This window comes from Stutzerimonas sp. CXK-1 (assembly GCF_057738225.1).
The window spans coordinates 1,190,527-1,212,729 of record NZ_CM173217.1; the positions used below are offsets into that span (position 1 = coordinate 1,190,527).

The 22,203-nt window shown below is 66.6% G+C and carries 22 protein-coding genes; 5 read left to right on the forward strand and 17 right to left on the reverse strand.

The window, feature by feature from the left end; all coding sequences use genetic code 11:
- Positions 1-49: 49 nt before the first annotated feature.
- From AC0KXH_RS05560 to AC0KXH_RS05585, 6 genes are all read right to left on the reverse strand, one after another.
- On the reverse strand, positions 50-1,000 hold the full coding sequence (locus AC0KXH_RS05560) for an ABC transporter substrate-binding protein (RefSeq protein ID WP_488224316.1): 951 nt from the start codon (positions 998-1,000) through the stop codon (positions 50-52).
- The gene (locus tag AC0KXH_RS05565; RefSeq protein WP_041107286.1) at positions 997-1,836 is read right to left on the reverse strand and encodes an ABC transporter ATP-binding protein; all 840 of its coding nucleotides are present in this window, start codon (positions 1,834-1,836) and stop codon (positions 997-999) included. Before AC0KXH_RS05565 ends, AC0KXH_RS05560 begins: the two co-directional genes overlap by 4 nt.
- On the reverse strand, positions 1,836-2,882 hold the full coding sequence (locus tag AC0KXH_RS05570) for a FecCD family ABC transporter permease (protein ID WP_488224317.1): 1,047 nt from the start codon (positions 2,880-2,882) through the stop codon (positions 1,836-1,838). Before AC0KXH_RS05570 ends, AC0KXH_RS05565 begins: the two co-directional genes overlap by 1 nt.
- A gap of 4 nt (positions 2,883-2,886) precedes the next feature.
- Positions 2,887-3,921 carry a FecCD family ABC transporter permease gene (locus AC0KXH_RS05575; RefSeq protein ID WP_488224318.1) on the reverse strand — a complete coding sequence of 345 codons (1,035 nt, stop codon included), beginning with the start codon at positions 3,919-3,921 and terminating at the stop codon, positions 2,887-2,889.
- Positions 3,922-3,979: 58 nt separating this feature from the next.
- The gene (locus AC0KXH_RS05580) at positions 3,980-5,941 is read right to left on the reverse strand and encodes a TonB-dependent receptor plug domain-containing protein (protein ID WP_488224319.1); all 1,962 of its coding nucleotides are present in this window, start codon (positions 5,939-5,941) and stop codon (positions 3,980-3,982) included.
- Between the two features lie 63 nt (positions 5,942-6,004).
- A complete protein-coding gene (locus tag AC0KXH_RS05585) occupies positions 6,005-7,213 on the reverse strand; it encodes an MFS transporter (protein ID WP_488224320.1) in 1,209 nt (402 codons plus the stop codon).
- A gap of 164 nt (positions 7,214-7,377) precedes the next feature.
- Here AC0KXH_RS05585 and AC0KXH_RS05590 point away from each other — a divergent pair, with 164 nt between their 5' ends.
- A complete protein-coding gene (locus tag AC0KXH_RS05590) occupies positions 7,378-8,319 on the forward strand; it encodes a class I SAM-dependent methyltransferase (protein WP_313306039.1) in 942 nt (313 codons plus the stop codon).
- Here AC0KXH_RS05590 and rloA3 read toward each other — a convergent pair whose 3' ends face one another.
- The 10 genes from rloA3 to AC0KXH_RS05640 form a co-directional block, all read right to left on the reverse strand.
- On the reverse strand, positions 8,320-8,853 hold the full coding sequence (rloA3, locus tag AC0KXH_RS05595; protein ID WP_041107276.1) for a retropepsin-like aspartic peptidase RloA3: 534 nt from the start codon (positions 8,851-8,853) through the stop codon (positions 8,320-8,322).
- Between the two features lie 34 nt (positions 8,854-8,887).
- Entirely contained in the window at positions 8,888-9,334 is a 447-nt protein-coding gene (locus tag AC0KXH_RS05600) for a DUF305 domain-containing protein (protein WP_488224321.1), read from the reverse strand.
- 93 nt (positions 9,335-9,427) lie between these two features.
- Positions 9,428-10,099 (reverse strand): TetR family transcriptional regulator C-terminal domain-containing protein, encoded by a 672-nt coding sequence (locus AC0KXH_RS05605; RefSeq protein WP_488224322.1) that lies wholly within the window; start codon positions 10,097-10,099, stop codon positions 9,428-9,430.
- A 179-nt stretch (positions 10,100-10,278) separates the two neighbouring features.
- The gene (locus AC0KXH_RS05610) at positions 10,279-11,067 is read right to left on the reverse strand and encodes an outer membrane protein OmpK (RefSeq protein WP_488224323.1); all 789 of its coding nucleotides are present in this window, start codon (positions 11,065-11,067) and stop codon (positions 10,279-10,281) included.
- A gap of 357 nt (positions 11,068-11,424) precedes the next feature.
- On the reverse strand, positions 11,425-12,780 hold the full coding sequence (locus AC0KXH_RS05615) for a hypothetical protein (protein ID WP_041107268.1): 1,356 nt from the start codon (positions 12,778-12,780) through the stop codon (positions 11,425-11,427).
- A gap of 41 nt (positions 12,781-12,821) precedes the next feature.
- Positions 12,822-13,304, reverse strand: a complete 483-nt coding sequence (locus AC0KXH_RS05620) for a hypothetical protein (RefSeq protein WP_041107266.1) — start codon at positions 13,302-13,304, stop codon at positions 12,822-12,824.
- Positions 13,305-13,561: 257 nt separating this feature from the next.
- Positions 13,562-14,398, reverse strand: a complete 837-nt coding sequence (locus tag AC0KXH_RS05625; protein ID WP_043219047.1) for a CsgG/HfaB family protein — start codon at positions 14,396-14,398, stop codon at positions 13,562-13,564.
- Positions 14,399-14,420: 22 nt separating this feature from the next.
- The gene (locus AC0KXH_RS05630) at positions 14,421-14,840 is read right to left on the reverse strand and encodes a curli assembly protein CsgF (RefSeq protein ID WP_041107262.1); all 420 of its coding nucleotides are present in this window, start codon (positions 14,838-14,840) and stop codon (positions 14,421-14,423) included.
- Positions 14,837-15,220, reverse strand: coding sequence for a curli production assembly/transport protein CsgE (gene csgE / locus AC0KXH_RS05635; RefSeq protein ID WP_041107260.1), 384 nt, complete (start codon positions 15,218-15,220; stop codon positions 14,837-14,839). Before csgE ends, AC0KXH_RS05630 begins: the two co-directional genes overlap by 4 nt.
- A complete protein-coding gene (locus AC0KXH_RS05640) occupies positions 15,217-15,870 on the reverse strand; it encodes a helix-turn-helix transcriptional regulator (RefSeq protein ID WP_488224324.1) in 654 nt (217 codons plus the stop codon). Before AC0KXH_RS05640 ends, csgE begins: the two co-directional genes overlap by 4 nt.
- A 243-nt stretch (positions 15,871-16,113) precedes the next feature.
- On the opposite strand from AC0KXH_RS05640, the gene AC0KXH_RS05645 reads away from it, so the two are divergent.
- From AC0KXH_RS05645 to AC0KXH_RS05655, 3 genes are all read left to right on the forward strand, one after another.
- On the forward strand, positions 16,114-16,749 hold the full coding sequence (locus tag AC0KXH_RS05645; protein ID WP_041107257.1) for a LysE family translocator: 636 nt from the start codon (positions 16,114-16,116) through the stop codon (positions 16,747-16,749).
- A gap of 91 nt (positions 16,750-16,840) precedes the next feature.
- The gene (locus AC0KXH_RS05650; RefSeq protein WP_488224325.1) at positions 16,841-17,671 is read left to right on the forward strand and encodes an aldo/keto reductase; all 831 of its coding nucleotides are present in this window, start codon (positions 16,841-16,843) and stop codon (positions 17,669-17,671) included.
- 75 nt (positions 17,672-17,746) lie between these two features.
- Positions 17,747-18,718, forward strand: coding sequence for an SDR family oxidoreductase (locus tag AC0KXH_RS05655; RefSeq protein WP_313281454.1), 972 nt, complete (start codon positions 17,747-17,749; stop codon positions 18,716-18,718).
- A 2-nt stretch (positions 18,719-18,720) separates the two neighbouring features.
- Here the strand turns inward: AC0KXH_RS05655 and metR are convergent, their stop codons facing one another.
- A complete protein-coding gene (gene metR / locus AC0KXH_RS05660; protein ID WP_041107251.1) occupies positions 18,721-19,647 on the reverse strand; it encodes a transcriptional regulator MetR in 927 nt (308 codons plus the stop codon).
- A gap of 236 nt (positions 19,648-19,883) precedes the next feature.
- On the opposite strand from metR, the gene metE reads away from it, so the two are divergent.
- Positions 19,884-22,190: a 5-methyltetrahydropteroyltriglutamate--homocysteine S-methyltransferase gene (metE, locus tag AC0KXH_RS05665; RefSeq protein WP_043219053.1), complete on the forward strand. Its 2,307-nt coding sequence runs from the start codon at positions 19,884-19,886 to the stop codon at positions 22,188-22,190.
- The last annotated feature ends 13 nt before the right edge of the window (positions 22,191-22,203 follow it).

Below are 22,203 nucleotides of genomic sequence, written 5' to 3' on the forward strand. Positions count from 1 at the left end.
CGCGGCTCCCGCAGGCCGATCCGTGACCTGTCGCACAAAGCCAGGGCTGTCACCGGCCCGCCGATGCACCCTCGACTGGCCGGGCGTCCCCCTTGCCGAGCAGAGTCTCGACGTCTTCGATCACCTGCAGGGCAGCCAGCGGGCCGCCGACAGAGGTCCACAGCGAACCGTCGACCGTGCCGAAGCGCTTTGCCTGGATCGCCGTCAGCCGCCCGAACGCAGGTGTCCGCTCGGCCTGGCGCATGGCTTCTACCGCCTCGCCGCGGGTGGCAAGGGTACCGATGACCAGCCAGTCGGCGTCGAGCAGTTCTAGCGATTCCAGGCTGAGGGCCATCGAGTGTGTATGGCCGGCGTCCTGCTGGTGCGCCGGTCGACGCAGGCCGAGGTCTTCGATGATGGTGCTGGCGAAGGCATCCTTGAACATGTACGACGGGCCCTTGGGATTCCAGCGCACGATGCTGACGGTCTCGCCCTGATGCGCCGCGAGCCTGGCGCGTGCCTCGGCGACCCGCGCAGCGTAGCGCGCCAGCGCCGCCCGACCCTCGGCCTCGCGCCCGAGGATGCTGGCGGTGCGCCGCGTGCTCTGTTGCCAGGGCTCACCCCAGCTGTAGCTGACCACGGTAGGGGCGATTTCGTTGAGCAGCGCCAGCTGTTCGGGCTTGGCCGGCCCGGTGAGGATGAGGTCCGGCTGCAGCTCGAGCAGCGTTTCCAGATTCGGGTTGTCCAGTTCGCCGACAGTGGGCAGCTCGGCCGGCAGCCTGTCGCTCAGATAGCGCGGCGCCGCGGCCTGGCCGCGACCGTTGCTGGTGCCCACAGGTGTAAGGCCCAGGCTCAGCGTCGTGTCCAGATCGATCTCGCTGAGGGTGACGATACGTTCAGGGCGATCGGGTACCTCGATCTGGTTGCCCAGCGCATCGGTGACCTGTCGGGCCTGGGCGGGCAGGGCGAGCAGGCCGGCGAGCAGCACGGTGACGAGATACGGGAGCGGGTGGTGCTTCATGGCAGCGGTTCCTCTTCTCTTGCAGGTTCCAGGGTGGCTTCGGTGCGCGCTGCCGTGCCGCGCCGCCGACGCGGCACGATCACCGGTGCGCCGTCGTCTGGCGCGGGCACCACGTCGACATCGGTGCCGTAGAGGCGATCGATCAGTGCCTTGGTCATCACTTCGCGGGCCGGGCCGATGGCTTGGATACGGCCGTCGGCCAAGGCGATCACTTCGTCGCAGTAGCGCGCGGCGACACCCAGGTCATGGATGACGATGAGCACGGTGCGCCCGGCCGCGGCGATGCCGTGCACGGCCTCCATCACCTCGGCCTGGTGGCCGATATCCAGTGCGCTGGTGGGCTCGTCGAGCAGGATCAGGTCGGTGTTCTGCGCCAGGATCATCCCCAGCCAGGCGCGCTGCGCCTGGCCGCCGGAGAGCGAAGCGGCGCTGCGCTGCCAGATCGGCGCCAGCTGCATCGCCTCGCGGGCACGCGCGACCTGGCGGGCGTCTTCTTCGCTCCACTGGTTGAACCAGCCCTGATGCGGGTGGCGACCGTACTGCACCAGTTGTTCGACGCGAATCCCTTCGACCATGACCGGCCGCTGCGGCAGAAAGGCCAGTTGCCGGGCCAGGGCCTTGGTCGAATAGCTCGCCAGTGGCTTGTCGTTCACCCGAACCTCGCCGCGCTGCAGGGGCAACTGGCGGGCCAGCAACTTGAGCAGCGTGGACTTGCCGCTGCCGTTCGGGCCGACGATACCGATCAGCTTGCCGCGTGGCAGGCTGAAGGAGACATCGTCGAGCACCGCTTTATCGCGGTAGGCGAAGTGCAGGTGGTGTGCGTGGAGAATCGTCATCAGTCGGACTCGCGTCTGTCCCTGAGCAGCAGGCCCAGCAGCAACAGGCCACCGAGCATGCGGGTCATGGTTCCGGTCGGGATTTCTTCAGGCTGTGCCAGCAGACGCACCAGGGTGTCGCTGCCCAGCAACAGTAGGGCGCCACACAGTGCGGCCAGCCAGATCGGCGCGAGATTGCCGCGCGCCAGCCAACTGGCCAGGATCGGCGCAGCCATAGCGATGAACACCACCGGCCCGCCGATCGCGGTGCCCAGTGCTGCCACCAGAATGGCCAGGCCAAGCACGCCGAGCTGGATCAGCGGCACGCGAACGCCAAGGTTCTGCGCGGTGGCGTCGCCGAAGCGCAGCAGCGCCAGTGGCCGTGCCAGCCAGGCCATCAGCGGGCACAGCGCAAGGAGAAGCGCGGCGATGGGCAGCACGGTGCGATAGCCGGTGCCGGCGAAATGGCCCATCGACCAGAGATAGATGCTGCCCAGGTGCACCAGGGGCCGGGTGGACATGGCGAAGTCGCCGATGGCACCGAGCAGCTCGGAGACGGCGATGCCGATGATGATGAACAGGTAGCCCTGTTCGCCGGGGCGGCGACAGAGGGTGAAGAGCACGGCCGCCGCCAGCAGTGCCCCCAGGGGTGACGCCCACCAAGGCCAGTCGCCGAGGGTGAGGTAAAGGGCGAAGCCGATCACGGCGAGCGAGGCGCCTTCATTGACGCCGACCATGTCCGGCGTGGCCAGGCGGTTGCGCACCAGGGTCTGGATCAGGCAGCCGGCCATGCCCATTGCCAGCCCGGCAACGATGGCGGCGGCCACGCGCGGCAAGCGAATCTTGAACAGCAGGATTTCCTGCATCCGGCTGCCCTGGCCCAGCAGCGTCGCCAGCGCCTCGCGCGGGCCGAGCTGACCGCTGCCCAGGCTGAGGGCGAGCAGCGCCAGGCCAGCGAGCAGGGCCAGGATCGCCAGCGTCAGCAGCCAGCTGCGGCGATGCAGCAACACGCTGATGGAGGCGATGCGCGGGTTCCAGGTGCCGGTCGGCGCGGGCAGGCGGGGCATGGCTTTACCTCACCGTGAGCAAAGAGCGGAAACCGCCACGCAGCACGATGGCGATCAGTGCCGGCGCGCCAAGGGTGGCGAGCAGCGTTCCCACCGGCAGCTCGAACGGCTGGATCAGCCAGCGCGCCAGGACGTCTGCGGCCAGTAGCAGGAGCATGCCGAACAGCGTCGAGAACAGCAGTTGGCGCAGCAGTGCCACCGGCTCGAGCAGACGTGCGCAGTAGGCGGCGAGGAAACCGAGAAAGCCGATCGGCCCGGCCAGCGAGATGGCGCAGGCGGTCAGCAGGGTCGAGGCGAGCAGCACGCCCAGCCGTACCCAGGTGGTGGAAATGCCCAGCGCGCGGGCCTGGCTGTCGCCCATCTGCATCAGCGTCAACTGCCGGCAGAGCAGCGCGGCCAGTGCCAGGCCGGCGGCCGCGAAGGGCACCACGACCGAGACGGCCTGCAGGCTGGTGGCCGACAGCGAGCCGAGGTTCCAGAAGCGGAACTGCTCCAGCGCCACGCGGGTGGACAGCAGCAGGTAGTTCGACAGGCCGCCGAATACCGCGCCCAGCGCCACACCGGCGAGGATCAGCTTGAGCGGGCTGGCCTGGCCGAGCAGCAGGCCAACGCCGAGCACCACCAGATTGCCGGCCAGGGCGCCGGCGCCGGACCACAGCAGGTAGCCCTGGGTGGATTCGACGCCGAAGTAGATCAGGCCCACTACCAGGCCCAGCACCGCGCCGGCGTTGACGCCCAGGAGGCCGGGTTCGGCCAGCGGATTGCGCGTCGCGCTCTGCAGCAAGGAGGCGGCGATCGCCAGGCTGCCGCCGACCACCAGCGCGCCCAGGGTGCGCGGCAGGCGCAGGCTGTCGACGACCATGGCGAGCTTGTCATCGGCCAGCCGCTCGGGTTGGCCGAGCAGATAGCCGAACACCTCGCCGGCACCGTAGATGCCGGCACCGATGCTCAGTGATGCGGCCAGCAGCAACAGCACGAGCCCGGCGGCACAGAGCAGGGCGAATCGCTGGAAGGCGGGCATCGAGTCGGTACGGGTCATCGGGCGGCGCTCGGGTTGTGCCGAAGCCCGGCGACCTTGGCCGCCGGGCGATGGCGGGTCAGAGGTCGTAGCTGAAGCCGACGAACAACGTGCGGCCCATCAGGATGTTGTCGATGGACTGCGCCACGTCGTCACGCTTTTCGTTGGTCAGGTTGTTCATGCCGGCGCGCAATGCCAGCTGCGGAGTGGCCTGATAGCGCGCGCCGAGGTTGAGTACATGGAAGGCTGCGCTTTCCACGTTCGGCTCGGCGGCCGAGACGTAGAGCAGCTGGCTGCCGGTGTACTGGTAGTCGAGGTTCATCGCCAGGTCGTTTCGTACCTGCCAGTCGACGCCCAGGTTGGCGACATGCTGCGGGGTGTTGCGCAGTTGCTCGTCGGTGTCGCGGTCTTCGGCGTCGGAGTAGGTGTAGCTGCCGCGCAGGCCGATGCGGTCGCTCAGCGCATAGCGGCCCTGCAGCTCATAGCCCTGGACGCGCGCCTTGCTGACGTTGCTGTAGGTCATCACGCTCGGCCGATAGCCGGCGCGCCAGCTATCGGTGACGATCATGTCCTCAATGTCGTTGTGGAAGAACATGATGCCCGCCTCGATGCGCTCGTTCTGGAACAGCGTGCCGAGCTCGTAGCTGGTGGCGGTCTCGGGCTTGAGGTCCGGATTGCCGACCAGGGTGCACATGCCGCGGCAGGCCAGCACCCCGTAGGACTCGTCGAACTGGTAAATGCTGGGGGCACGGAACGACTTGCCGGCGCCACCCTTGATCACCCAGTGGTCGGTCAGGTTGTAGACGCCGTAGGCGCGAGGACTGAATTCGCCGCCAAAACTGTCGTGGTCGTCCCAGCGGCCGCCGAGGGTCACGTCGAGCCTGCCGAGCGAGAATTCGTCCTGCAGGTAGACGGCCTTCTGGTCGACCTCGGTCTGTGTGCCCAGATTCTGGTTGTGCTCGAGGGTCGTGCGCCGATATTCGCTGCCCAGGGTCACGAGATGGTCGCCGAGAAAGGCGCTGACCTGGCCGTCGAGCGTGTGGTTGCGCTGCTGCACGTCGCCCTTGACGCCGCGCAGGTTGGTCATGATCGCGGAGTCGTCCATCAGGTCGACGTCCTCGTAGTAGTAGCGCACGCGGGTATCGAAGCCGTCCCACTTGCCGCTGTGGCCGATGCCCAGGCTCCAGCGTTCCATTTCCTGCACGTTGGTGACGACGCTGCCGTAGTTGTTCCAGTCAGCCTCGCGGTCGTCCTTGCGGTAGGTCAGGTCCAGGTCGACCGTCTGGCGCTCGTCCAGCAGCCAGCTGAGCGACCCGAACAGGCTGCCGTTCTGGCGTTGCTCGGCGGCATCGGTGTTCGGGTTGACCGTCTGCTCGGACAGCCAGGCGGCCTGGTCGGTCTTCTCCACGATCAGGTTGCCGCGCAGCCTGTTTTCGATCAGTGCGCCGCTGGTGTAGGCGCTGACGGTATGGCTATCGCCCGATTGCCCCTCGGTCGGGTGCTCGTAGGTGTAGGCAAGCCCGGCCTCGGTCCGCTCGGTCGGCTGGCGCAGGATCACGTTGACCACACCGCCCAGCGCGTCGGCGCCGTACAGCGAGGACATCGGCCCCCGGATCACCTCGATGCGCTCGATGGCGGCCATCGGAATCGAGGACAGGTCGAAGTCGTTGGCGTAGTTGGAGGTCAGGGCGTCACGCGAGTTGACCCGCCGGCCATTGACCAGCAGCAGCGTGTAGTCCGAGTCCAGGCCGCGCAGGCGAATCTCCTTGCGCCCATAGGTCGACGACGGGTTGATGTGAACGCCCGGCAGGTATTTCACCGCGTCGGCCAGGCTGTACACCGGCAGCTTGTCCAGCTCTTCGCGGGTGACCACGGAAACGCTGGCCGGGGCGCTGAGCTCGCTGTGGGCGGTCTGGGTGGCGGTGATGACTTCGTTCTGCAGCGTCACGGGCCCGTCGGCGAGGGCGAGCATCGGCAGCAGGCCGCCGAGCAGGGTCAGGGACAGGTGCCGGGGGCGGCTGATAGTGCTTACAAAGGGCATTGCATACTCCGTTGCGGTTCGAATGATGCGGATGTAAGGCTCATCAGGTGTGCTGCTGCAGGCTCAGGCCTGGCTTGTCGTTGTAGGGGCGGTTGCTTGCGCCCTGCGGCGCAGTGCGTCGAGCAGCGCCAGGACGCCCGCGCCTGCCGCCAGGCCCGCCAGGGCATTGAGCCCGGCGAGTCGTTCGAAGCCCAGCAGCGCGCCAGTGGCGTCGGTGCCGAGGTAACGGGCCGAGGCCAGGCTGCCGAGCCCGGCCGCGACGTTGGAGACAGTGCCCTGCAGGGCCATGAAGGCAGCCCGCTGGTTGGGTGCGGGTATGCCGGCGAGGATCGTCGTGGTGCTGCTGGTACGCAGCGCGCTGAGCGCCATGAACAGGGCAAAGGTCACGAACAGCGGCAGCGGTGCGAGCAGTACGAAGCCGAGCAGCGTGACCAGCGCCAGCAGGCCACTGCTGGTGAGCGCGACGGCGGCGGCATGGCCGCGGTCGATCAGCCCGCCGCCGATGCGCATCGAGGCAATGCTGGCCAGCCCGCCGCATAGATACAGCAGCCCGAGCTGGTCGCGGGCGAACCCCAGTTTGAACTCGAAGAAATTGGCAAAGTGCGGCACCAGCAGGAAGTGTCCGGCCATCTGCAGCGCCACCAGGGCCAGAGCACCCAGGCACAGCGGCGTGCGCAGCAGCGGCAGCAGGCTAGCGGCAGCCCGCGGGTGGCGTGGCGGCGAGGGGAACAGCGCGATGCAGGCGACCGCCAATGCCAGGCCCAAGCCGCCGAACAGCAGGAAGGGCATGCGCCAGCCCCACAGGCGGGACAGCTCCAGCGCGGCGGGCGTCACCAGGATCGCCGCCAGGGAGAAGCCCATCGCGACATGGGCGAGCTTGCGGCCGCGCTCGGCTGGCGGGATCAGGTCGAGCATGCTCGCCATGAGCACGGCGCCCATCGGGCCGGCGACCAGGCCGGAGAGCACGAACAGCAGGATCAGCTGCCCGGCGCTCGTTACCCCGGCGCAGGCGAGCAGCAGGGCGAAACGCAGTGCCAGCAGCACCACCAGCGCGCGCTTGCGCTCCAGCCGATCGAGCCAGGCTGCGCAGGCGGCCGCGCTCAGCGCCGAGGCCAGGGTGGCCCCGCCGGCGATGTAGCCGATGTGCTCGGCGGCCATGCCCAGTTCGCGGACGAAATCCGGGCCGAGCGGCATCACCATCATCAGGCTGCCGATCGACAGCATGTTGATCAGCATGGCCAGCTGGACGGGCTGGGTAGATCCCGGATTCATCGGCTTCCCTTCGCTCCTTGGAGTGGCGCCGTATGGTAGGGTGATGTTAATGCGATTTCAAATACAAATATTTCGCATTAGCATATAATTGATATGAGCCGATTGGTCTGGCGGGTCCGGGCGTTACAATGCGCGCCCTTCCTGGCAACGCACCGAGCAGCAGCATGACCCCAACGGCCCTCGAAACCCTGCGCCAACACCTGATTAACGCGCTGGACGCTGCCCCCGACGAGGCCCGGCGCTTGTTCCACGGTCGCGGCCGTTGCTGGCCGGAGCTCGAGCAGATCACCGTGGACTGGCTGCAGGGCATCGTGCTGGTGGTGCTGTATCGCGAGCCTGCTAGCGAACAGCTGCAGGCGCTGCAGGCGATGCTGCTGGCCTTCGCGCGTTCGCCCGAATGGCAGCGCCGCGGCGCCCATACGCTGCTGCTGCAGCACCGCTACCGGCCGGACAGCCCGTGCGACTGGCTCGTCGGTGAGCCGCGCGAGCAGTGGCCGGTGAGCGAGCATGGCCTGCGCTATCTGCTCGACCTGGGGCGCAAGCAGAACAGCGGGTTGTTTCTGGACATGCGGCTGGGCCGCTGCTGGGTGCGCGAGCATGCGGCGCAGCAGCGCGTGCTCAACCTGTTCGCCTATACCTGCGCCTTCTCGGTTGCGGCGCTGGCCGGTGGCGCGCGGCACGTGGTGAATCTGGACATGGCCAGCGCGGCTCTGGCGCGTGGGCGGGAAAATCACCGGCTCAACGGCCAGGCGCTATCGCAGGTCAGCTTTCTCGCACACGATCTGCTCAAGTCGTGGGGGCGGGTGCGCAAGCTCGGGCCGTACGATCTGGTGATCATCGACCCGCCATCCTTCCAGAAAGGCAGCTTTGCGCTCGGCCGCGACTACGCCAAGGTGCTGCGGCGCCTGCCGGAACTGGTGGCACCACGCGGGCAGGTACTGGCCTGCATCAACGATCCGGAGGTGGCGCCGGGCTTTCTCATCGACTGCATGCAGGCCGAAGCGCCGGCGTTCGAGTTCCAGGAGCGCCTGGTCAATCCGCCGGAGTTCCCGGATATCAGCGCCGACAGCGGGCTGAAGGCGCTGGTCTTCTGCCGTCGCGACTGATCAATCCTGCGCGCGGGCGCAGTTTGGCTCGACGGTAAAGGTCTTGCCCGAATCCACCGGGCCGAGCTTTTCCAGTGTGCGGCGACCGAGCAGTACCGGGTAGTTCATGTCGTCGCGGTCGTTCAGCGAGAACTGCTCGTTGAGCAGCTGGTCGCCGATGCACACTTTCATTCGCACAACCGGCCGATCCTCGGTGCCGCCGGCGCCGCGTACGGTCAGCTCGCGCTCGAGCTTGCGCTCGATGCGCGACTTCACCAGCTTGCCCTTCTCGATGTCTTCCAGGTCCATGTCGAAGCGCACCCACTTCTGGCCGTCCTTTTCGAAGTACTCGACATCCTCGGCATGCAGCGAGGACGTCAGCGCGCCAGTGTCGAGCTTGAACTTCACCATGACCTGCTCGGGGTAGACGAGGCCGCGCTCGACCCAGCCCAGGGGCGTGAGCGGTGCAGCCGACAAGGCGGTGCTCTGGCAGGCCAGGGCGAAACCGGCGGCGAGAAACAGGGTTTGGCTCAAGGGGCGTCGTCTGGATGGCATCGATAGTTCGTCTCTTCGGAGTGGAGGGGAAGCGTCAGTGTTGCAGCTCGGCGATCAGCGCCTTCATCTCGGCGATTTCCTCGCGCTGGGTCTTGATGATGCCGTCGGCGAGTTCACGCACGCGCGGGTCGTCGATGTCGGCGCGTTCGCTGGTGAGGATGGCGATCGAGTGGTGCGGGATCATGGCCTTCATCCACGACACCTGGTCGACGGTCGCCTGGCTGCGGACCAGCCCCAGCGAGACGGCGAACACCGCCGCGCTGCCGAGCAGAATGGCGATGTTGAGGTTGCGATTGCGGTACATGCCGCGCATTAACAGCAGCATGACGATCGCCATGGTCGCCCCCATCAGCAGCGCCATGTAGGCGCGCGTCTCGCTGAACAGCACGTGCTCCAGGCGGTAGGTGTTCAGGTACATCAGGCCGAACATCACCAGTGTCGACGTGGCGATCATCGCGCCGAAGCGCAGGTAGGGCTGCATGGTCGTCTCCTGTGCCGTTTGGCTGCACGTGCTTAAGACGACCCCTAAAGCGCGCCGACGTTCGCTGCCTCTGGCGACCGGCGGCGCGATCGCTCAGCTGCCCGAGACCGGCGGCGTCAGGCCGCAGCCCTTGAGCACGACGTGAACGAGCGTCTCGGTGGCATGGGCGAAATCGGCCTTGGTCATGCGCTTGCCGGTGACGCGGCGGATCTGGTCGGAGAAGTCGGCGTAGTGCTGGGTGCCGGCCCAGATCAGGAAGATCAGGTGCATCGGGTCGATCGCATCCATCTTGCCGGCCGCGATCCAGGCGTCGATCACCGAAGCGCGGCCGCGGAACCAGTTGCGATAGTCCTGGTTGAAGTGCTCGGACAGGCATTCGCAGCCGCTGATGACTTCCATGGCGAAGATCTTCGAGGCCTGCGGGTGGCGCCGCGAGAATTCCATCTTCAGGCGGATGTAGCGCGCCAGAGCGGTGGCGGGATCGTCATCGACGGTGAGGTCGTCGAACGCGGTATCCCACAGTTCGAGGATGTGCCGCATCACCTCGATGTAGAGGTTCAGCTTGTTGCTGAAGTAATAGTGCAGGTTGGCCTTCGGCAGGCCGGCGCGCAGGGCGATGGCGTTCATGCTGGTGCCCTTGAAGCCGTAGCGGGCAAATTCCTCGGCCGCGGCGGCGAGGATGGTTTCCTCGTTCTGCTGGCGGATGCGGCCGGCGGGTTTGCCGCTCGCAGCGTAGAGCGGCGCGGAAGCGTTGTTGTTGTTCATCGTCCCTCGTCCCAGAGCGCGGGCCCGGCCCGCCGTTGCAGGTTGCCGCAGGCCCGGCGGGCCTCGGCCATTCTCGGCCTGATCGCCTTGTGGCCGAGCGCGAGGATTCTGCACGGTTTCGCCGCGCCCTGCAGCCGTTACGGTCTGACGCGGCGCCGCAGGGCCGGCGGCGATGGCTGCTAGAAGTGCGCCTTGACGATGAAGTTGGTGACGTTGTTGTCGGTGTTTAAGGCGCTGCTGTCCTCGATGCCGTACTTGTTCGACCAGTAGTCGTACTCGATACCGACGTAGAGCTTGCCCGGGGAATAGTCCAGGGCCTTGCCCAGGTCGTACTTGAGCTGCGGATTGAAGTGGAAGTTCTTCGCCAGGTAATCGCCCTTGGCCTTGGAGCCCGCGTCGTTCACCACCCAGTCGATATAACCGTCGAACAGCAGGTCGGACTTGCCGAGCGGAATGGTCACCGCCCAGGTCGGTGTGAGCTGCCACTGGCCACCGGGCTGGCCGGTGATGCCGTCGGGCTTGCGATAGTAGGTATTCAGCGAGAAGCGGTCGAAGCCGGGAAGCGCCAGGTCCACCGCCGGGCCGAGCAGGTAGTTGCGATTGCGCCCTTCGCCGCGTTCGTAGGTGGCCGACAGCAGGATGTCGGTGACCGGGCCGAAGGACAGGTCGCGCCCACTGAGCTTGCCCAGCGACAGCCGCGGGCTGAACTCACCGTAATAGGTGTGCCCGTCGCTGCCGGAAAGGCCGTTGAACCACTTGTTGTCGACGAACAGGAACACGTCGCCCCAGGTCCAGCCGCTGGCGTGCTCGAAGGTGAGCGTCTGCTGGATCTCGCCGGCATCGACGGCGAAGTTCTTGCCGTACAGGTAGGTCAGGCTGTTGTTCTGCCACAGCAGGGGGCTGGCCATGGCTTGGCTGCCGCCCAGCAGGCCGGCGGCAAGGGTGGCGGTGGCGAGGTATCGATTCATCGGTGCTCCTTTGGCGTGTTGTGCCGCTCTGATAGTTGTCCGAGCGGTCAGGCTTTGGTCTGTTAGCAAGCGCCACGCCAGATCGGTCCCGATGGTCTCGTTGTGTAGCCAAGCTGCTGAATCGAAAGGTGAAATTGAGTTCGCTGGAATGCGTGCGCGGGGGCCTTTAGCTGACCGCTTGGTCAGTTTGCTTCAGTTTGGCGCGCCGTGAATGGTGCCTGCACGCTGATATCGCAGCAGCAGGCCCTTTCGGCGCCGCGCCGGTGTCGAGGCGGGGCGGGCGCAAGTGCTTCGCCACCGGATTGGCAGAAACGAAACTGCCGGCACGAGGCCGGCAGTTCGTCTGGGGAGATGCGATCAGTTCTGGGTGACGATCGCCAGGTTGTTGGTGCCGTTCTGGTTGATGTAGGCGCTGTTGCCGTAGCCGCTCTGCATGGCGATGGCATCGTTGCCGTGGCCAGCCTGGACGACATTGGCCAGATGGCTTTCGCCGTTCTGGGTCACGTTTGCGTCGTTCCATACGCCGTTCTGGTACACGCGCGCCAGGTTCAGTTCGCCATCCTGAGCGATGTCCACGTCGTTGCCATGGCCCAGGCTGTGGCCCTCGATGCGGTTGTCGCTGCCTTCCTGGGTCGCCACCAAGTCGTTGTGGCCGCCGTCCTGCAGGAAGTTCAGGCTGTTGGCCTTGCCGCGCTGCTCGACGTCGGCCTCGTTGCTGTGGCCGTCCTGAACCAGGTTCGCGTACTGGTTGCGACCGTTCTGATAGACATCGGCCTCGTTGTTCTCGCCGCTCTGGTTGGTGTAGGCGGTGTTATTGCCGCCGAACCAGCCGTTGGTCTGCACGATGCTGCTGTCGTTGCCGGTGCCGGACTGATTGATGAAGGCGTTCTGGTCGTTGCCGCTCTGGTCGACGCGCGCGACGTTCTCGTCACCGATGGAGCTGACGTAGGCTTCCTGGCGGGCGCCGGTCTGCAGGACTTCGGCGTCGTTGAGGTTGCCCAGTTGCTCGACTTCAGCGGTCGAGTAGCGGCTGCCGGCCTGCTGCACGTAGGCGGTGTTCATGTCGCCATCCTGGAACACCGAGGCGCGGTCATCCCAGCTCAGCGTCTGGACGACCTGCGAGTCGTTCCAGGCGCCATTCTGCTCCTGCCGGGTTTCGCTGCCCTGGGCCGCGGTCTGCGAGCTGAAGGCGTCATTGCCGATGCCATGCTGGTCGATGTTGGCGCGGGTGAACGCGGTCGCGGTCTGGTCGATGCGCGAGTCGTTGAATTTGCCGTTCTGATCGCTGGTGGCAACGCTGCCCAGGTCAGCGCTCTGCCGGGTGTTGGCCAGGTTGTGGCTACCCGATTGCTTCTGATCCGCCAGGCTGCCGGTGCTGAATGCCTGGTCGACATTGGCCTCGTTGCCGTGGCCGGTCTGGAATTGCACCGAGCTGGTGCCGAGGGTGTGCGTCTGGCTGGCGGTGGCCTCGTTGAAGTTGGCCAGCTGAGTCTGGCTGGCGCTCGAGCCGGTGGAGTCGGTCTGCTCGATCAGCGCGTCGTTGGCATAGCCGGACTGGTTCTGGCGGGCCATGTTGCCGAAGCCGCCGTCCTGCATCACCTCGGCGACGTTGTCGATCCCGAGCTGGTTCTGCTCGGAGGTATTGCCCGCCGCCAGGGCCTGGGTTGCGGCGAGGGCCAGCATGGCTGCAACGAGGGGTTTGATCTTGAACATTGTTATCTCTCCATGGATTGAGGTGCTGCGGTACTTCCCTATCAGCGGTACTGGCGAACCATTACCGTCAGACCCGAGCCGCGCTGGTCGACACTGGCGCCGTGACCCGAACCGAACTGTTCGATCTGCGCCTGGTTGCCGTTGCCCCGTTGCGAGACGTGCGCGGTGTTGTCGGAACCGAACTGGTCGATTTCCGCGTTGTTGAAGCTGCCGGCCTGGGAGACCCAGGCGCTGTTGCCGTGGCCGAGCTGGTCGACGGACGCCGTGTTGGCGTAGCCGCTCTGCAGGATGTAGGCCTCCAGGTCCGAGCCGCGCTGGGCGATCTCGGCGAGCAGTTCGCTGCCGCGCTGATCGACCATGGCCAAGGCGGCGCCCGGCTGGCTGGCGGAGGTGTGGCGGCTGCCGGCCAGTTCGCTGGGGGCCAGATCCAGATCGGCGGCGAACACTGCCTGGCAGGTGGCGAAGCCTGCGGCCAGCAACGCGGGCAGCAGGAGGCGTTGGGCAATCCCTTGCGCGGTTTTCATGAGGCATCCCTGGCAAAAACCTGATGTGGTTAATCCTTGACCGGGGGCGCCAATCGGAAAATCCATCCAATGATTGAAAATGCATGCCGAAAGACGCTTTGCCGGGCCCCGCCGAAACGACAGAAGGCGGCCTACGAACCGGACGATAAGGTCCGGTCGCAGCCGCCTTCCGAAAAATCCCCGAGGGGGATGGGGTTTCGCGAGATGCCTGTTGCAGCCGGGGTCGCGGTCGGGGCTGGCGGCGCCGACCGCTGCGCTCAGATGGCCGCCGGTTTGCCCAGGTACTTGGCCAGGGCCGGGTGCTCGGTGCTGCTGCCGTCGGCGGTCTGCCACAGCCTGCGGTCGACGCCCTGAGCAATCAGGTGGGCGACGGCCGACTCGATCGCCGAGAGCACGCACAGCTGTGCGGGCTCGTTGGTGGTGTAGCCGGCTTCGGCCTCGAGCAGCTCCTTGAACTCGATGAACTTGTAGACGTTGGCGCTACGCCCGACCGAGAAGATCGTCTTGGTGGTCATCACGTTGGACAACACGCGGCCGCTGCGCACATCCACTGCCCGTAGGTTGACCGTCACTTGGTCGACCCGGTACTCCTGCGAGACGCCGATCCCAAGGTAGCGCGCGCCCGCGCCGCCGCTGCGCACGTTGGTCTCGTAGGCGACGATGGCGCCCTCCATGATGATGTTCGCCGCCAGCAAGGACGGCAGCTCGGCCTGGATGTTGGGGGCCACGTCCGGCTTGGCCTGCGAGGCGCGAATGATCTTGCGCTCGGTCAGCACGTTCTGCAGGCCTTCGCGCTCGAGCACGACGAACCAGCCGCTGGCCTGCATGGCATCGACCAGCATGCTCGCCGCCCCCTGGGTCACGGCGGTGGAGAACGAACTTGCCGGGTTCGGCTTGTACTGGCCGGTCTGGTCACGGAAACCGTAGACCGCGGCAACCAGCGGCCCTTTCGGGCGCGGCAGGGCGAGCAGATCCTGATAGGTCGAGGTGCGTGGTGTGAGGGTTGGTGCCTGGGCGTCGGCCGGCATCGGCTCGCGTACCGAGCACCCCTGAAGTAGCGCCATCATCCCGATGGCAATGAACAGGCTTCTCATGGCCTTTGGCTCTCCGTGCGCGTTAGCGATAGTCGCTGTAACCGTCGACGATGATCTCGGAGATCTCTCCGGTCAGCTTGTCGGTGATGTTCACCGTCAGGTTGCCCAGGTCGTCGTTGACGATGTGGATGATGAAGTCGTCGGTGGTCAGTACGCCTTCCTTGCCCTGCTCGATATTGCTCAGCATCTGCGACAGCAGGCGCGACTCCAGCTGGCTGGTGAAGCGATCCAGCGCGCTGCCGGACAGCGCCGAGCGGTCGATCGCGTCGGGGTCCTTGTGGTCGTCCTGCGCCTGGGCGTTGCCCAGCAGCCAGGCCCCGTTGAGCGGGCTGCCGCCGAACGAGGGGTTGACCGGGGTGTACACCAGTTCCGTGGCGCTTGCGCCGTTGGCCAGCAGCAGACCGGCAAGCAGGGTGCCGGCAAGTGGGATGTGCCGTTTCATAACTCGTCCTTGGCTAGGTCAATGTTGTCGTCGAACAGCGCTTCGATCTTTCGGCGGTTGATTTCCTCGAGGACGAAATCCGCCGCGGCATAGGCCGTCGCCTCCATGTCCGCCACGTTGGGCTGCAGGAAGCGGCGGTACAACGTCTGGTTCTCGTGCTCGACCCAGATCAGCACGCCCCAGCGTGCCGAGGGGCGTTCCTTGACCGCCAGGTTGAAGTCCATCCGGCTGGTGTCGTTCAGCCGTTCGCAGAACTTGACGTAGAACTCCTGGCCCGAGCGGGTGATGGTGCCGTTGGTGATCAGCCCCTGGAGCTCGGCCTCGTCGGCCTGGGCACCGAGCGCGCCGAGCAGCGTCAGAAGCAGGAGCAGGCGTTTCACAGGCTTGGCTCGCAGACGTAGGCCAGCACCATCGAGGCGCCCTGGGCGCGATTGCTGGCACCGAGCTTGCGCAGGGCGTTGTGGATATGGCTCTTGATGGTATGGGTGCTCAGGTGCAGCGAGCGGCCGATCTCGGCATTCGACAGCCCCTTGCCGGCCAGCGCGAGGATCTGCTTTTCACGCACCGTCAGCTGGTCGATGCTCTGGCTGATCGGCGTCAACTGGCGATAGCGCGACACCAGGCGCTCGGTGAGCCCGCGCGGCAGCCAGTCGTTGCCGCCGAGCAGCTTGTGAATGCCGACCGTGAAGCCCTGTCGCGAGGTGCCCCGGTAGAACACGCCGCGCACCCAGGGGTGGGCCTCGACCAGCGTTTCGGCCTGCTCCGGCGCGGCGTTGACCAGCGCCAGCGGCGTGTACTCGGCGCGGCGCAACAGGCGCATCGCCTCGTCCGGTGTGTAGCTGGCCGGATCGAGCAGCACCAGGTCGCAGCGCAACTGGTCGGCGCGTGGCGAGGTGCAGCGCTGCAGTCGATGATCGAGGGTGCCCTGGAGGTGCTGACGCATGGCGCTTTCCAGCAGTTCGCTACCCGAAAGCAGAAGCAGACGTGGGCAGGCCGGCATGGCCGCCGGGAAGGCGTTGGAGTCGTTCATTCGCATGTCCCTTGTCGAATCGGACGATCGATTGTTTGCACCTCCGGTCCGCTGGAGGTGGCTCATTGACATTACGAAATGCAGCTTAGTTCACGGCTGTGACAATAAATCAGCTTTTTCATGTCTGTTCGTCAGTTTTCCGACGAGCGTGATGGCCGGTCAATCAATCCAAGGATTGATTCGCCCGTACCGCAGTGAGCTGCTGCTAGTCTCTGCAGTCGGTTCGTTCAAGGAGGCGCAGCCATGTCTGACCCGGTGTTCTGGGGCGTATTCTTCTCCGCGGCGCTGGCGCTGAACCTGTCGCCCGGGCCCGATCTGCTCTACGTGCTCTCGCGCACCCTCACCGGTGGCCGTCGACTGGGCATGGTCAGTGCCCTGGGCGTGTGCAGCGGGGCGATGGTCCATGTGTCTGCCGCTGCCTTTGGCCTGTCGGCGATCCTGGCGACCTCGGCGCTGGCGTTCTCGCTGGTCAAGTATCTCGGCGCGGCCTATCTCATCTATCTGGGCGTCCAGGCGTTGCGCTCGGCGGGCAAAGGCATCACGCGTCTGCCCGAGACGCGGGGCGCCAGCAGCGCCTGGCAGGCCTATCGTCAGGGCGTGCTGGTGGATCTGCTGAATCCGAAGGCGGCAATCTTCTTCATGGCCTTTCTGCCGCAGTTCGTGCGGCCCGGCCATGGCACGACCGCGCTGCAGCTGTTCTGGCTGGGTTTTCTGGTGGTCGTGGTGGCGATCGTCGTCGAGGGCTCGCTGGTCGTGCTGGCCGCGCGGGCCAGCCGCCTGCTGCGCGGCCAGCAGCGCGTGGCGGCCTGGCTCGATCGGCTGCTCGGTTCGGTGCTCGTGGGGCTCGGCGTACGCCTGGGCCTGAGCGAGCGCATCTGAGGTCAAACAGAGGAAAGACGATGTCCTGCAATGGTTCCGCAACACCGGCGATGCTCGCTTCACCCTGGCCGGTCGGCCGGGAGGCGCAGGCATGACGCGCCCGTTCTGTCTTCTCGATGGCACTCCGGTGTCGCCGGTCGGCCAGGGCACCTGGCACATGGGGGAGGTGCGCGCCGAGCGCGATCGCGAGGTCGCTGCGCTGAAGCTCGGCATCGAGCTGGGCATGACGCTGATCGATACCGCCGAAATGTATGGCGAAGGCGGTGCCGAGACGGTGGTCGGCGAAGCGATTCGCGGCCGTCGTGAACGCGTCTATCTGGTCAGCAAGGTTTATCCGCACAACGCCGGCCGCCGCGGTGCCATCGAGGCCTGCGAGCGTAGCCTGCGGCGGCTGGGCACCGATTGCATCGACCTCTATCTGCTGCACTGGCGCGGCGGCTACCCGCTGGCCGAAACCGTGGAAGCCTTCGAACAGCTGCGTGCGACCGGGCGCATCCGCGCCTGGGGTGTGTCCAACTTCGACGTCGAGGACCTGCTGGAGCTGCCACACGACAGCCGGTGCGCCACCAACCAGGTTCTTTACAACCCGGCCGAGCGCGGTATCGAGTTCGACCTGCTGCCCTGGTGCCAGGCGCACGATATGCCGGTCATGGCCTACTGCCCGCTCGGCCAGGGCGGTGCCTTGCTGCGCAATCCGGCGATCGTGACCGTCGCCCGGCGCCTGGGTGCGCAACCGGCGCAGGTCGCGCTGGCCTGGGCCCTGCGTCAGCCGGGCGTGCGGGTGATTCCCAAGGCCAGCGATCCGCAGCATGTGCGCGCCAATGCCCACGCGGCGCGCCTGCAGTTGAGCGACGAGGATCTGGCCACGATCGACGCCGCGTTCGCCGCGCCGCAGCGCAAGGTGCCGCTGCAAATGGTCTGAGAGCGACGGGCGGTGTGAGTGTTTGCCGGTGCCGGGTGGTCAGCCTAAGACCAATCAACGGCAGGAGGAACACGCATGACGTCCCCTTCACTCGACGGCACCGTGGTGGTGATCACCGGCGCCTCCAGCGGCATCGGCCGCGCCGCGGCTCAGGCTTTCGCCCGGCAGGGCGCGCGCGTTGTCCTGGCGGCGCGCGACCGCCAGGCCCTGGAGGAAGTCGCCGCTGAATGCCGTGGCGAAGGTGCCGACGCCCTGGTGGTGCCGACCGACGTTGGCGTCGCCGACGAGGTCGAGCGGCTGGCCACCGCCGCGGCGGAGTTCGGCCATGGGCGCATCGACGTCTGGATCAACAACGCCGGTATCGGTGCCGTCGGCGCCTTCGACGAAACGCCGCTGGAGGCCCACGAGCAAGTGGTGCAGACCGATCTGCTCGGCTACCTGCGCGGCGCGCATGCGGTACTGCCCTACTTCAAGCAGCAGAGTGCCGGGGTGCTGATCAATACGCTTTCGGTGGGCAGTTGGGTCGCGCAGCCCTATGCCGTGGCCTATTCGGCGAGCAAGTTCGGCCTGCGCGGCCTGACCCAGGCGCTGCGCGGCGAGCTGGTGCAGTGGCCAGGCATTCATGTCTGCGACATCTATCCGGGCGTGGTCGACACGCCAGGCTTTCGTGATGGCGGCAACTACACCGGGCGCGCCCTGGTGCCGCCGCCGCCGCGCTACGATCCGCGGCGTGTCGCCGAAGCCATGGTTCGGCGCGCCTTGCACCCACGTGACACCACGCCGGTGGGGGCCACTGCCAGCCTGCTGCGGCTCGCTCATGCGCTGACTCCGGGCTTCGATCGCCTGAACGGCTTGCTCACCGGGATGGCGCTGCGGCGGGCGAATCAGGCTGCGCGCTCATCCGGCAATCTGTTCGATCCACCGGGCGGGGATCGGCGCATCGATGGCGGCTGGCGCACGGCCGAAGGGCCGGACAAACGCCTGCTGTTGGCTGGCGGCCTGCTGTTCGGCGTGGTCGGGGCGCTGCTGCTGCGCAGGCGACGCTGAGCTCAGCGCGCGCGTGTGGCGGCGCTCACGCCCTCGAGGGTGGCGAACGACGTGTCCTTGGCGGTCAACAGGAAGTCGCGCATGAACGGCGAGTCGAGCATGTCGGCGCGGATTGCCGCGTACAGCGTGGCGAACAGGCCGCGCTCGCCCAGCCGCTTGGCGGTGACGTAGCCGCGCGCGCTGTACTCGTGCAGCGCCCAGTTGGGAACGCAGCACACGCCGCGCCCCGAGGCCACCAGCTGCATCATCATCACGGTCAGCTCGGAGGTGCGGACCTGCGCCGGTTCGACGTCGGCCGGTTCGAGGAAGCGGGTGAAGATGTCCAGCCGGTCACGTTCGACCGGGTAGGTGATCAGCGTTTCGTTGGCCAGGTCCTGCGGCTGGACATAGGCGCGGCCGGCGAGCGGGTGCTGGTTGGCCACCGCCAGCAGGGCTTCGTAGGTGAATAACGGCACGTAGGTGATGCCCGGCAGGTCGACCGGATCGGAGGTGACCACCAGATCCAGGTCGCCGCGTGCCAGCGCCGGCAGCGGCGCGAAGGAAAAGCCCGAGGCCAGGTCCAACTCGACTTCCGGCCAGGCGTCGCGGAACTGGTCGATGGTCGGCATCAGCCACTGGAAACAGCTGTGGCATTCGATCGCCATGTGCAGGCGCCCGGCCGTTCCGCCGGCCAGTCGCGCGAGGTCGCGCTCGGCGCCACGCAACTGGGGCAACAGTGAGTCGGCCAGCTGCAGCAGGCGCAGACCGGCACTGGTGAAGCGCACCGGGCGGGTCTTGCGCACGAACAGTTGCAGGCCGAGCCGTTCCTCGAGCTCCTTGAACTGATGGCTCAGGGCTGACTGCGTCAGGTGTAGCCGCTCGGCAGCCTCGACCAGACTGTCGGTTTCGCGCAGCGCATGAAGCGTTCTCAGGTGACGGATCTCGAGCATAAAGCCTGTCCTTGCTATGCGAGCGAGGCTGCACGCGGTTCTCGGGCCGCCGCGCGGCGCGCGCCTTCATGAATAGAGCTCAACGGGGCTGAAAGTGTGTCGCAGCCTCGGGGCGCTGTCGAGCGCCGCCAGCGTCATGAATGAAATCGAAGTTCATGTTTAGTAAGTTGAGTTTGTTTCAGTTTGGCAGGCGGCCGAGAATTTGCGCATTCATCTGGACGGAATTGGAGTTGGTCATGGTTGTTGCGCATTCCCTCGGCTTTCCTCGCATCGGCAAGGATCGGGAACTGAAAAAGGCTCTGGAAAGCTACTGGAAGGGCGAGCTGGACGAGGCGGGGCTACAGGCGGTGGGTCGCGAGCTGCGCGCCGCACACTGGCAGCTGCAGGCCGAAGCGGGCCTCGATCTGCTGCCGGTCGGCGACTTCGCCTGGTACGACGGCGTGCTGGCCCATTCGCTGATGTTTGGTGTGATCCCCGAGCGCTTCCGCCCGGCCAGTGGCAAGCCAGGCCTGGATACGCTGTTCGCCATGGCCCGGGGCGTTTCCAAGAGCTGCTGCGGGGGGGGCGCGCAAGCACAGGAAATGACCAAGTGGTTCGATACCAACTATCACTACCTGGTGCCCGAGTTCACCGCCGAGCAGCAGTTCGAGCTGTCCTGGGAGCAGCTGTTCGAGGAAGTGGACGAGGCGCTTGCGCTCGGGCATCGGGTCAAGCCGGTGGTCATCGGCCCGCTGACCTATCTGTGGCTGGGCAAGGTACGGGGTGGCGAGGCTTTCGATCGGCTCGAGCTGCTCGAGCGCCTGCTGCCACTGTATGGCCAGCTGTTCGAGCGTCTGGCCGGACAGGGCGTGGAGTGGGTGCAGATCGACGAGCCGATCCTCGCCCTCGACCTGCCGCAGGCCTGGAAGAACGCCTTCGAGCGCGGTTACAACCTGCTGCAGCGGGCGCCGCTGAAGAAACTCGTGGCGACCTATTTCGGTGGTCTGGAAGACAATCTCGGTCTCGCCGCGGGGCTGCCGGTCGACGGGCTGCACATAGACCTGGTCAGAGCGCCGGAACAGTTCCCGCTGATTCTCGACTGGCTGCCGGCCTACAAGGTGCTCTCGCTCGGCGTGGTCAACGGGCGCAACGTCTGGGCCTGCGATCTGGAGCGCACCCTCGCGCTGCTGCGCGAGGCGCATGCCCGGCTGGGTGAGCGCCTGTGGGTAGCGCCGTCGTGCTCGCTGCTGCACAGCCCGGTAGACCTGGCGCGTGAGCAGCATCTGGACGAGGAGCTGCGCAGCTGGCTCGCCTTTGCCGTACAGAAGTGCGAGGAGGTGGCGGTGCTCAAGCAGGCGTTGCTGCAGCCCGACGCTGCCGTGGTGCAGGCGGCCCTGGACCGCAGCCGCCGCGTGCAGGCCAGCCGTGCGGCGTCCAGCCGGATCCATCGCCCGGATGTGCAGGCGCGCCTGCAGGCGATCCAGCCCAGCGACTACCGTCGTGCGTCGGCATTCGCCAGCCGTATCGAGCAGCAGCGCGAGCAGCTGAAGCTGCCGCCGTTCCCCACCACCACGATCGGTTCGTTCCCGCAGACTGCGGCGATTCGCCTGGCACGTCAGGCCTACCGGCAGGGCAAGCTCTCGGCCGGTGATTACACCGAGGCCATGCAAACCGAGATCCGCCATGCCGTCAGCATTCAGGAACAGCTGGGGCTGGACGTGCTGGTGCACGGCGAGGCCGAACGCAACGACATGGTCGAGTATTTCGCCGAGCAGCTCGAAGGCTATGCCTTCACCCGCTTCGGCTGGGTGCAGAGCTACGGCTCGCGCTGCGTCAAACCGGCGATCATCTACGGTGACCTGAGCCGCCCGGCGCCGATGACGGTGGACTGGATCCGCTACGCCCAGCAGCAGACCAGCAAGGTCATGAAGGGCATGCTGACCGGCCCGGTGACCATGCTGATGTGGTCGTTCCCGCGCGAGGATGTCAGCCGCGAAGTGCAGGCCCGACAACTGGCGCTGGCGATCCGTGACGAGGTCTGCGACCTGGAAGCGGCGGGCATTCGTATCGTGCAGATCGACGAAGCGGCATTCCGCGAAGGTCTGCCGCTGCGCCGGGCGCAATGGCAGGGCTACCTGGACTGGGCGGTGAATGCCTTCCGCCTCTGCTCCAGCGGGGTAGGCGACCGCACGCAGATTCACACGCACATGTGCTATAGCGAGTTCAACGACGTGATCGAGTCGATCGCCGCGATGGATGCCGACGTGATCACCATCGAGACCTCGCGCTCGCAGATGGAGCTGCTTGAAGCGTTTCGCGCCTTCGACTACCCCAACGACATCGGCCCGGGCGTCTACGACATCCATTCACCGCGCGTCCCGGACGTTGGCGAGATGGTCGCCCTGCTGGAGAAGGCGGCCGAGCGGATTCCTGCCGAGCGGCTGTGGGTCAATCCCGACTGCGGGCTGAAGACGCGCGGCTGGCCGGAAACCGAAGCGGCGCTGGTCAACATGGTCGCCGCAGCGCGTCAGCTGCGCGGGCGGCTGGCCGGCGCGGCGGCCTGAAACGCGCCGCGCG

Excerpts from the sequence above, each read along its gene's own strand:
- AC0KXH_RS05620 (WP_041107266.1), bottom strand. The coding sequence starts at position 13,304 with ATGAAAACCGCGCAAGGGATTGCCCAACGCCTCCTGCTGCCCGCGTTG.
- AC0KXH_RS05610 (WP_488224323.1), bottom strand. The coding sequence starts at position 11,067 with ATGAATCGATACCTCGCCACCGCCACCCTTGCCGCCGGCCTGCTGGGC.
- AC0KXH_RS05605 (WP_488224322.1), bottom strand. The coding sequence starts at position 10,099 with ATGAACAACAACAACGCTTCCGCGCCGCTCTACGCTGCGAGCGGCAAA.
- AC0KXH_RS05645 (WP_041107257.1), top strand. The coding sequence starts at position 16,114 with ATGTCTGACCCGGTGTTCTGGGGCGTATTCTTCTCCGCGGCGCTGGCG.
- AC0KXH_RS05570 (WP_488224317.1), bottom strand. The coding sequence starts at position 2,882 with ATGCCCCGCCTGCCCGCGCCGACCGGCACCTGGAACCCGCGCATCGCC.
- AC0KXH_RS05655 (WP_313281454.1), top strand. The coding sequence starts at position 17,747 with ATGACGTCCCCTTCACTCGACGGCACCGTGGTGGTGATCACCGGCGCC.
- rloA3 (WP_041107276.1), bottom strand. The coding sequence starts at position 8,853 with ATGCCATCCAGACGACGCCCCTTGAGCCAAACCCTGTTTCTCGCCGCC.
- AC0KXH_RS05625 (WP_043219047.1), bottom strand. The coding sequence starts at position 14,398 with ATGAGAAGCCTGTTCATTGCCATCGGGATGATGGCGCTACTTCAGGGG.
- metR (WP_041107251.1), bottom strand. The coding sequence starts at position 19,647 with ATGCTCGAGATCCGTCACCTGAGAACGCTTCATGCGCTGCGCGAAACC.
- AC0KXH_RS05575 (WP_488224318.1), bottom strand. The coding sequence starts at position 3,921 with ATGACCCGTACCGACTCGATGCCCGCCTTCCAGCGATTCGCCCTGCTC.
- AC0KXH_RS05600 (WP_488224321.1), bottom strand. The coding sequence starts at position 9,334 with ATGCAGCCCTACCTGCGCTTCGGCGCGATGATCGCCACGTCGACACTG.
- AC0KXH_RS05565 (WP_041107286.1), bottom strand. The coding sequence starts at position 1,836 with ATGACGATTCTCCACGCACACCACCTGCACTTCGCCTACCGCGATAAA.
- AC0KXH_RS05640 (WP_488224324.1), bottom strand. The coding sequence starts at position 15,870 with ATGAACGACTCCAACGCCTTCCCGGCGGCCATGCCGGCCTGCCCACGT.
- AC0KXH_RS05590 (WP_313306039.1), top strand. The coding sequence starts at position 7,378 with ATGACCCCAACGGCCCTCGAAACCCTGCGCCAACACCTGATTAACGCG.
- AC0KXH_RS05650 (WP_488224325.1), top strand. The coding sequence starts at position 16,841 with ATGACGCGCCCGTTCTGTCTTCTCGATGGCACTCCGGTGTCGCCGGTC.
- AC0KXH_RS05585 (WP_488224320.1), bottom strand. The coding sequence starts at position 7,213 with ATGAATCCGGGATCTACCCAGCCCGTCCAGCTGGCCATGCTGATCAAC.
- AC0KXH_RS05615 (WP_041107268.1), bottom strand. The coding sequence starts at position 12,780 with ATGTTCAAGATCAAACCCCTCGTTGCAGCCATGCTGGCCCTCGCCGCA.
- AC0KXH_RS05560 (WP_488224316.1), bottom strand. The coding sequence starts at position 1,000 with ATGAAGCACCACCCGCTCCCGTATCTCGTCACCGTGCTGCTCGCCGGC.
- metE (WP_043219053.1), top strand. The coding sequence starts at position 19,884 with ATGGTTGTTGCGCATTCCCTCGGCTTTCCTCGCATCGGCAAGGATCGG.
- AC0KXH_RS05580 (WP_488224319.1), bottom strand. The coding sequence starts at position 5,941 with ATGCCCTTTGTAAGCACTATCAGCCGCCCCCGGCACCTGTCCCTGACC.
- AC0KXH_RS05630 (WP_041107262.1), bottom strand. The coding sequence starts at position 14,840 with ATGAAACGGCACATCCCACTTGCCGGCACCCTGCTTGCCGGTCTGCTG.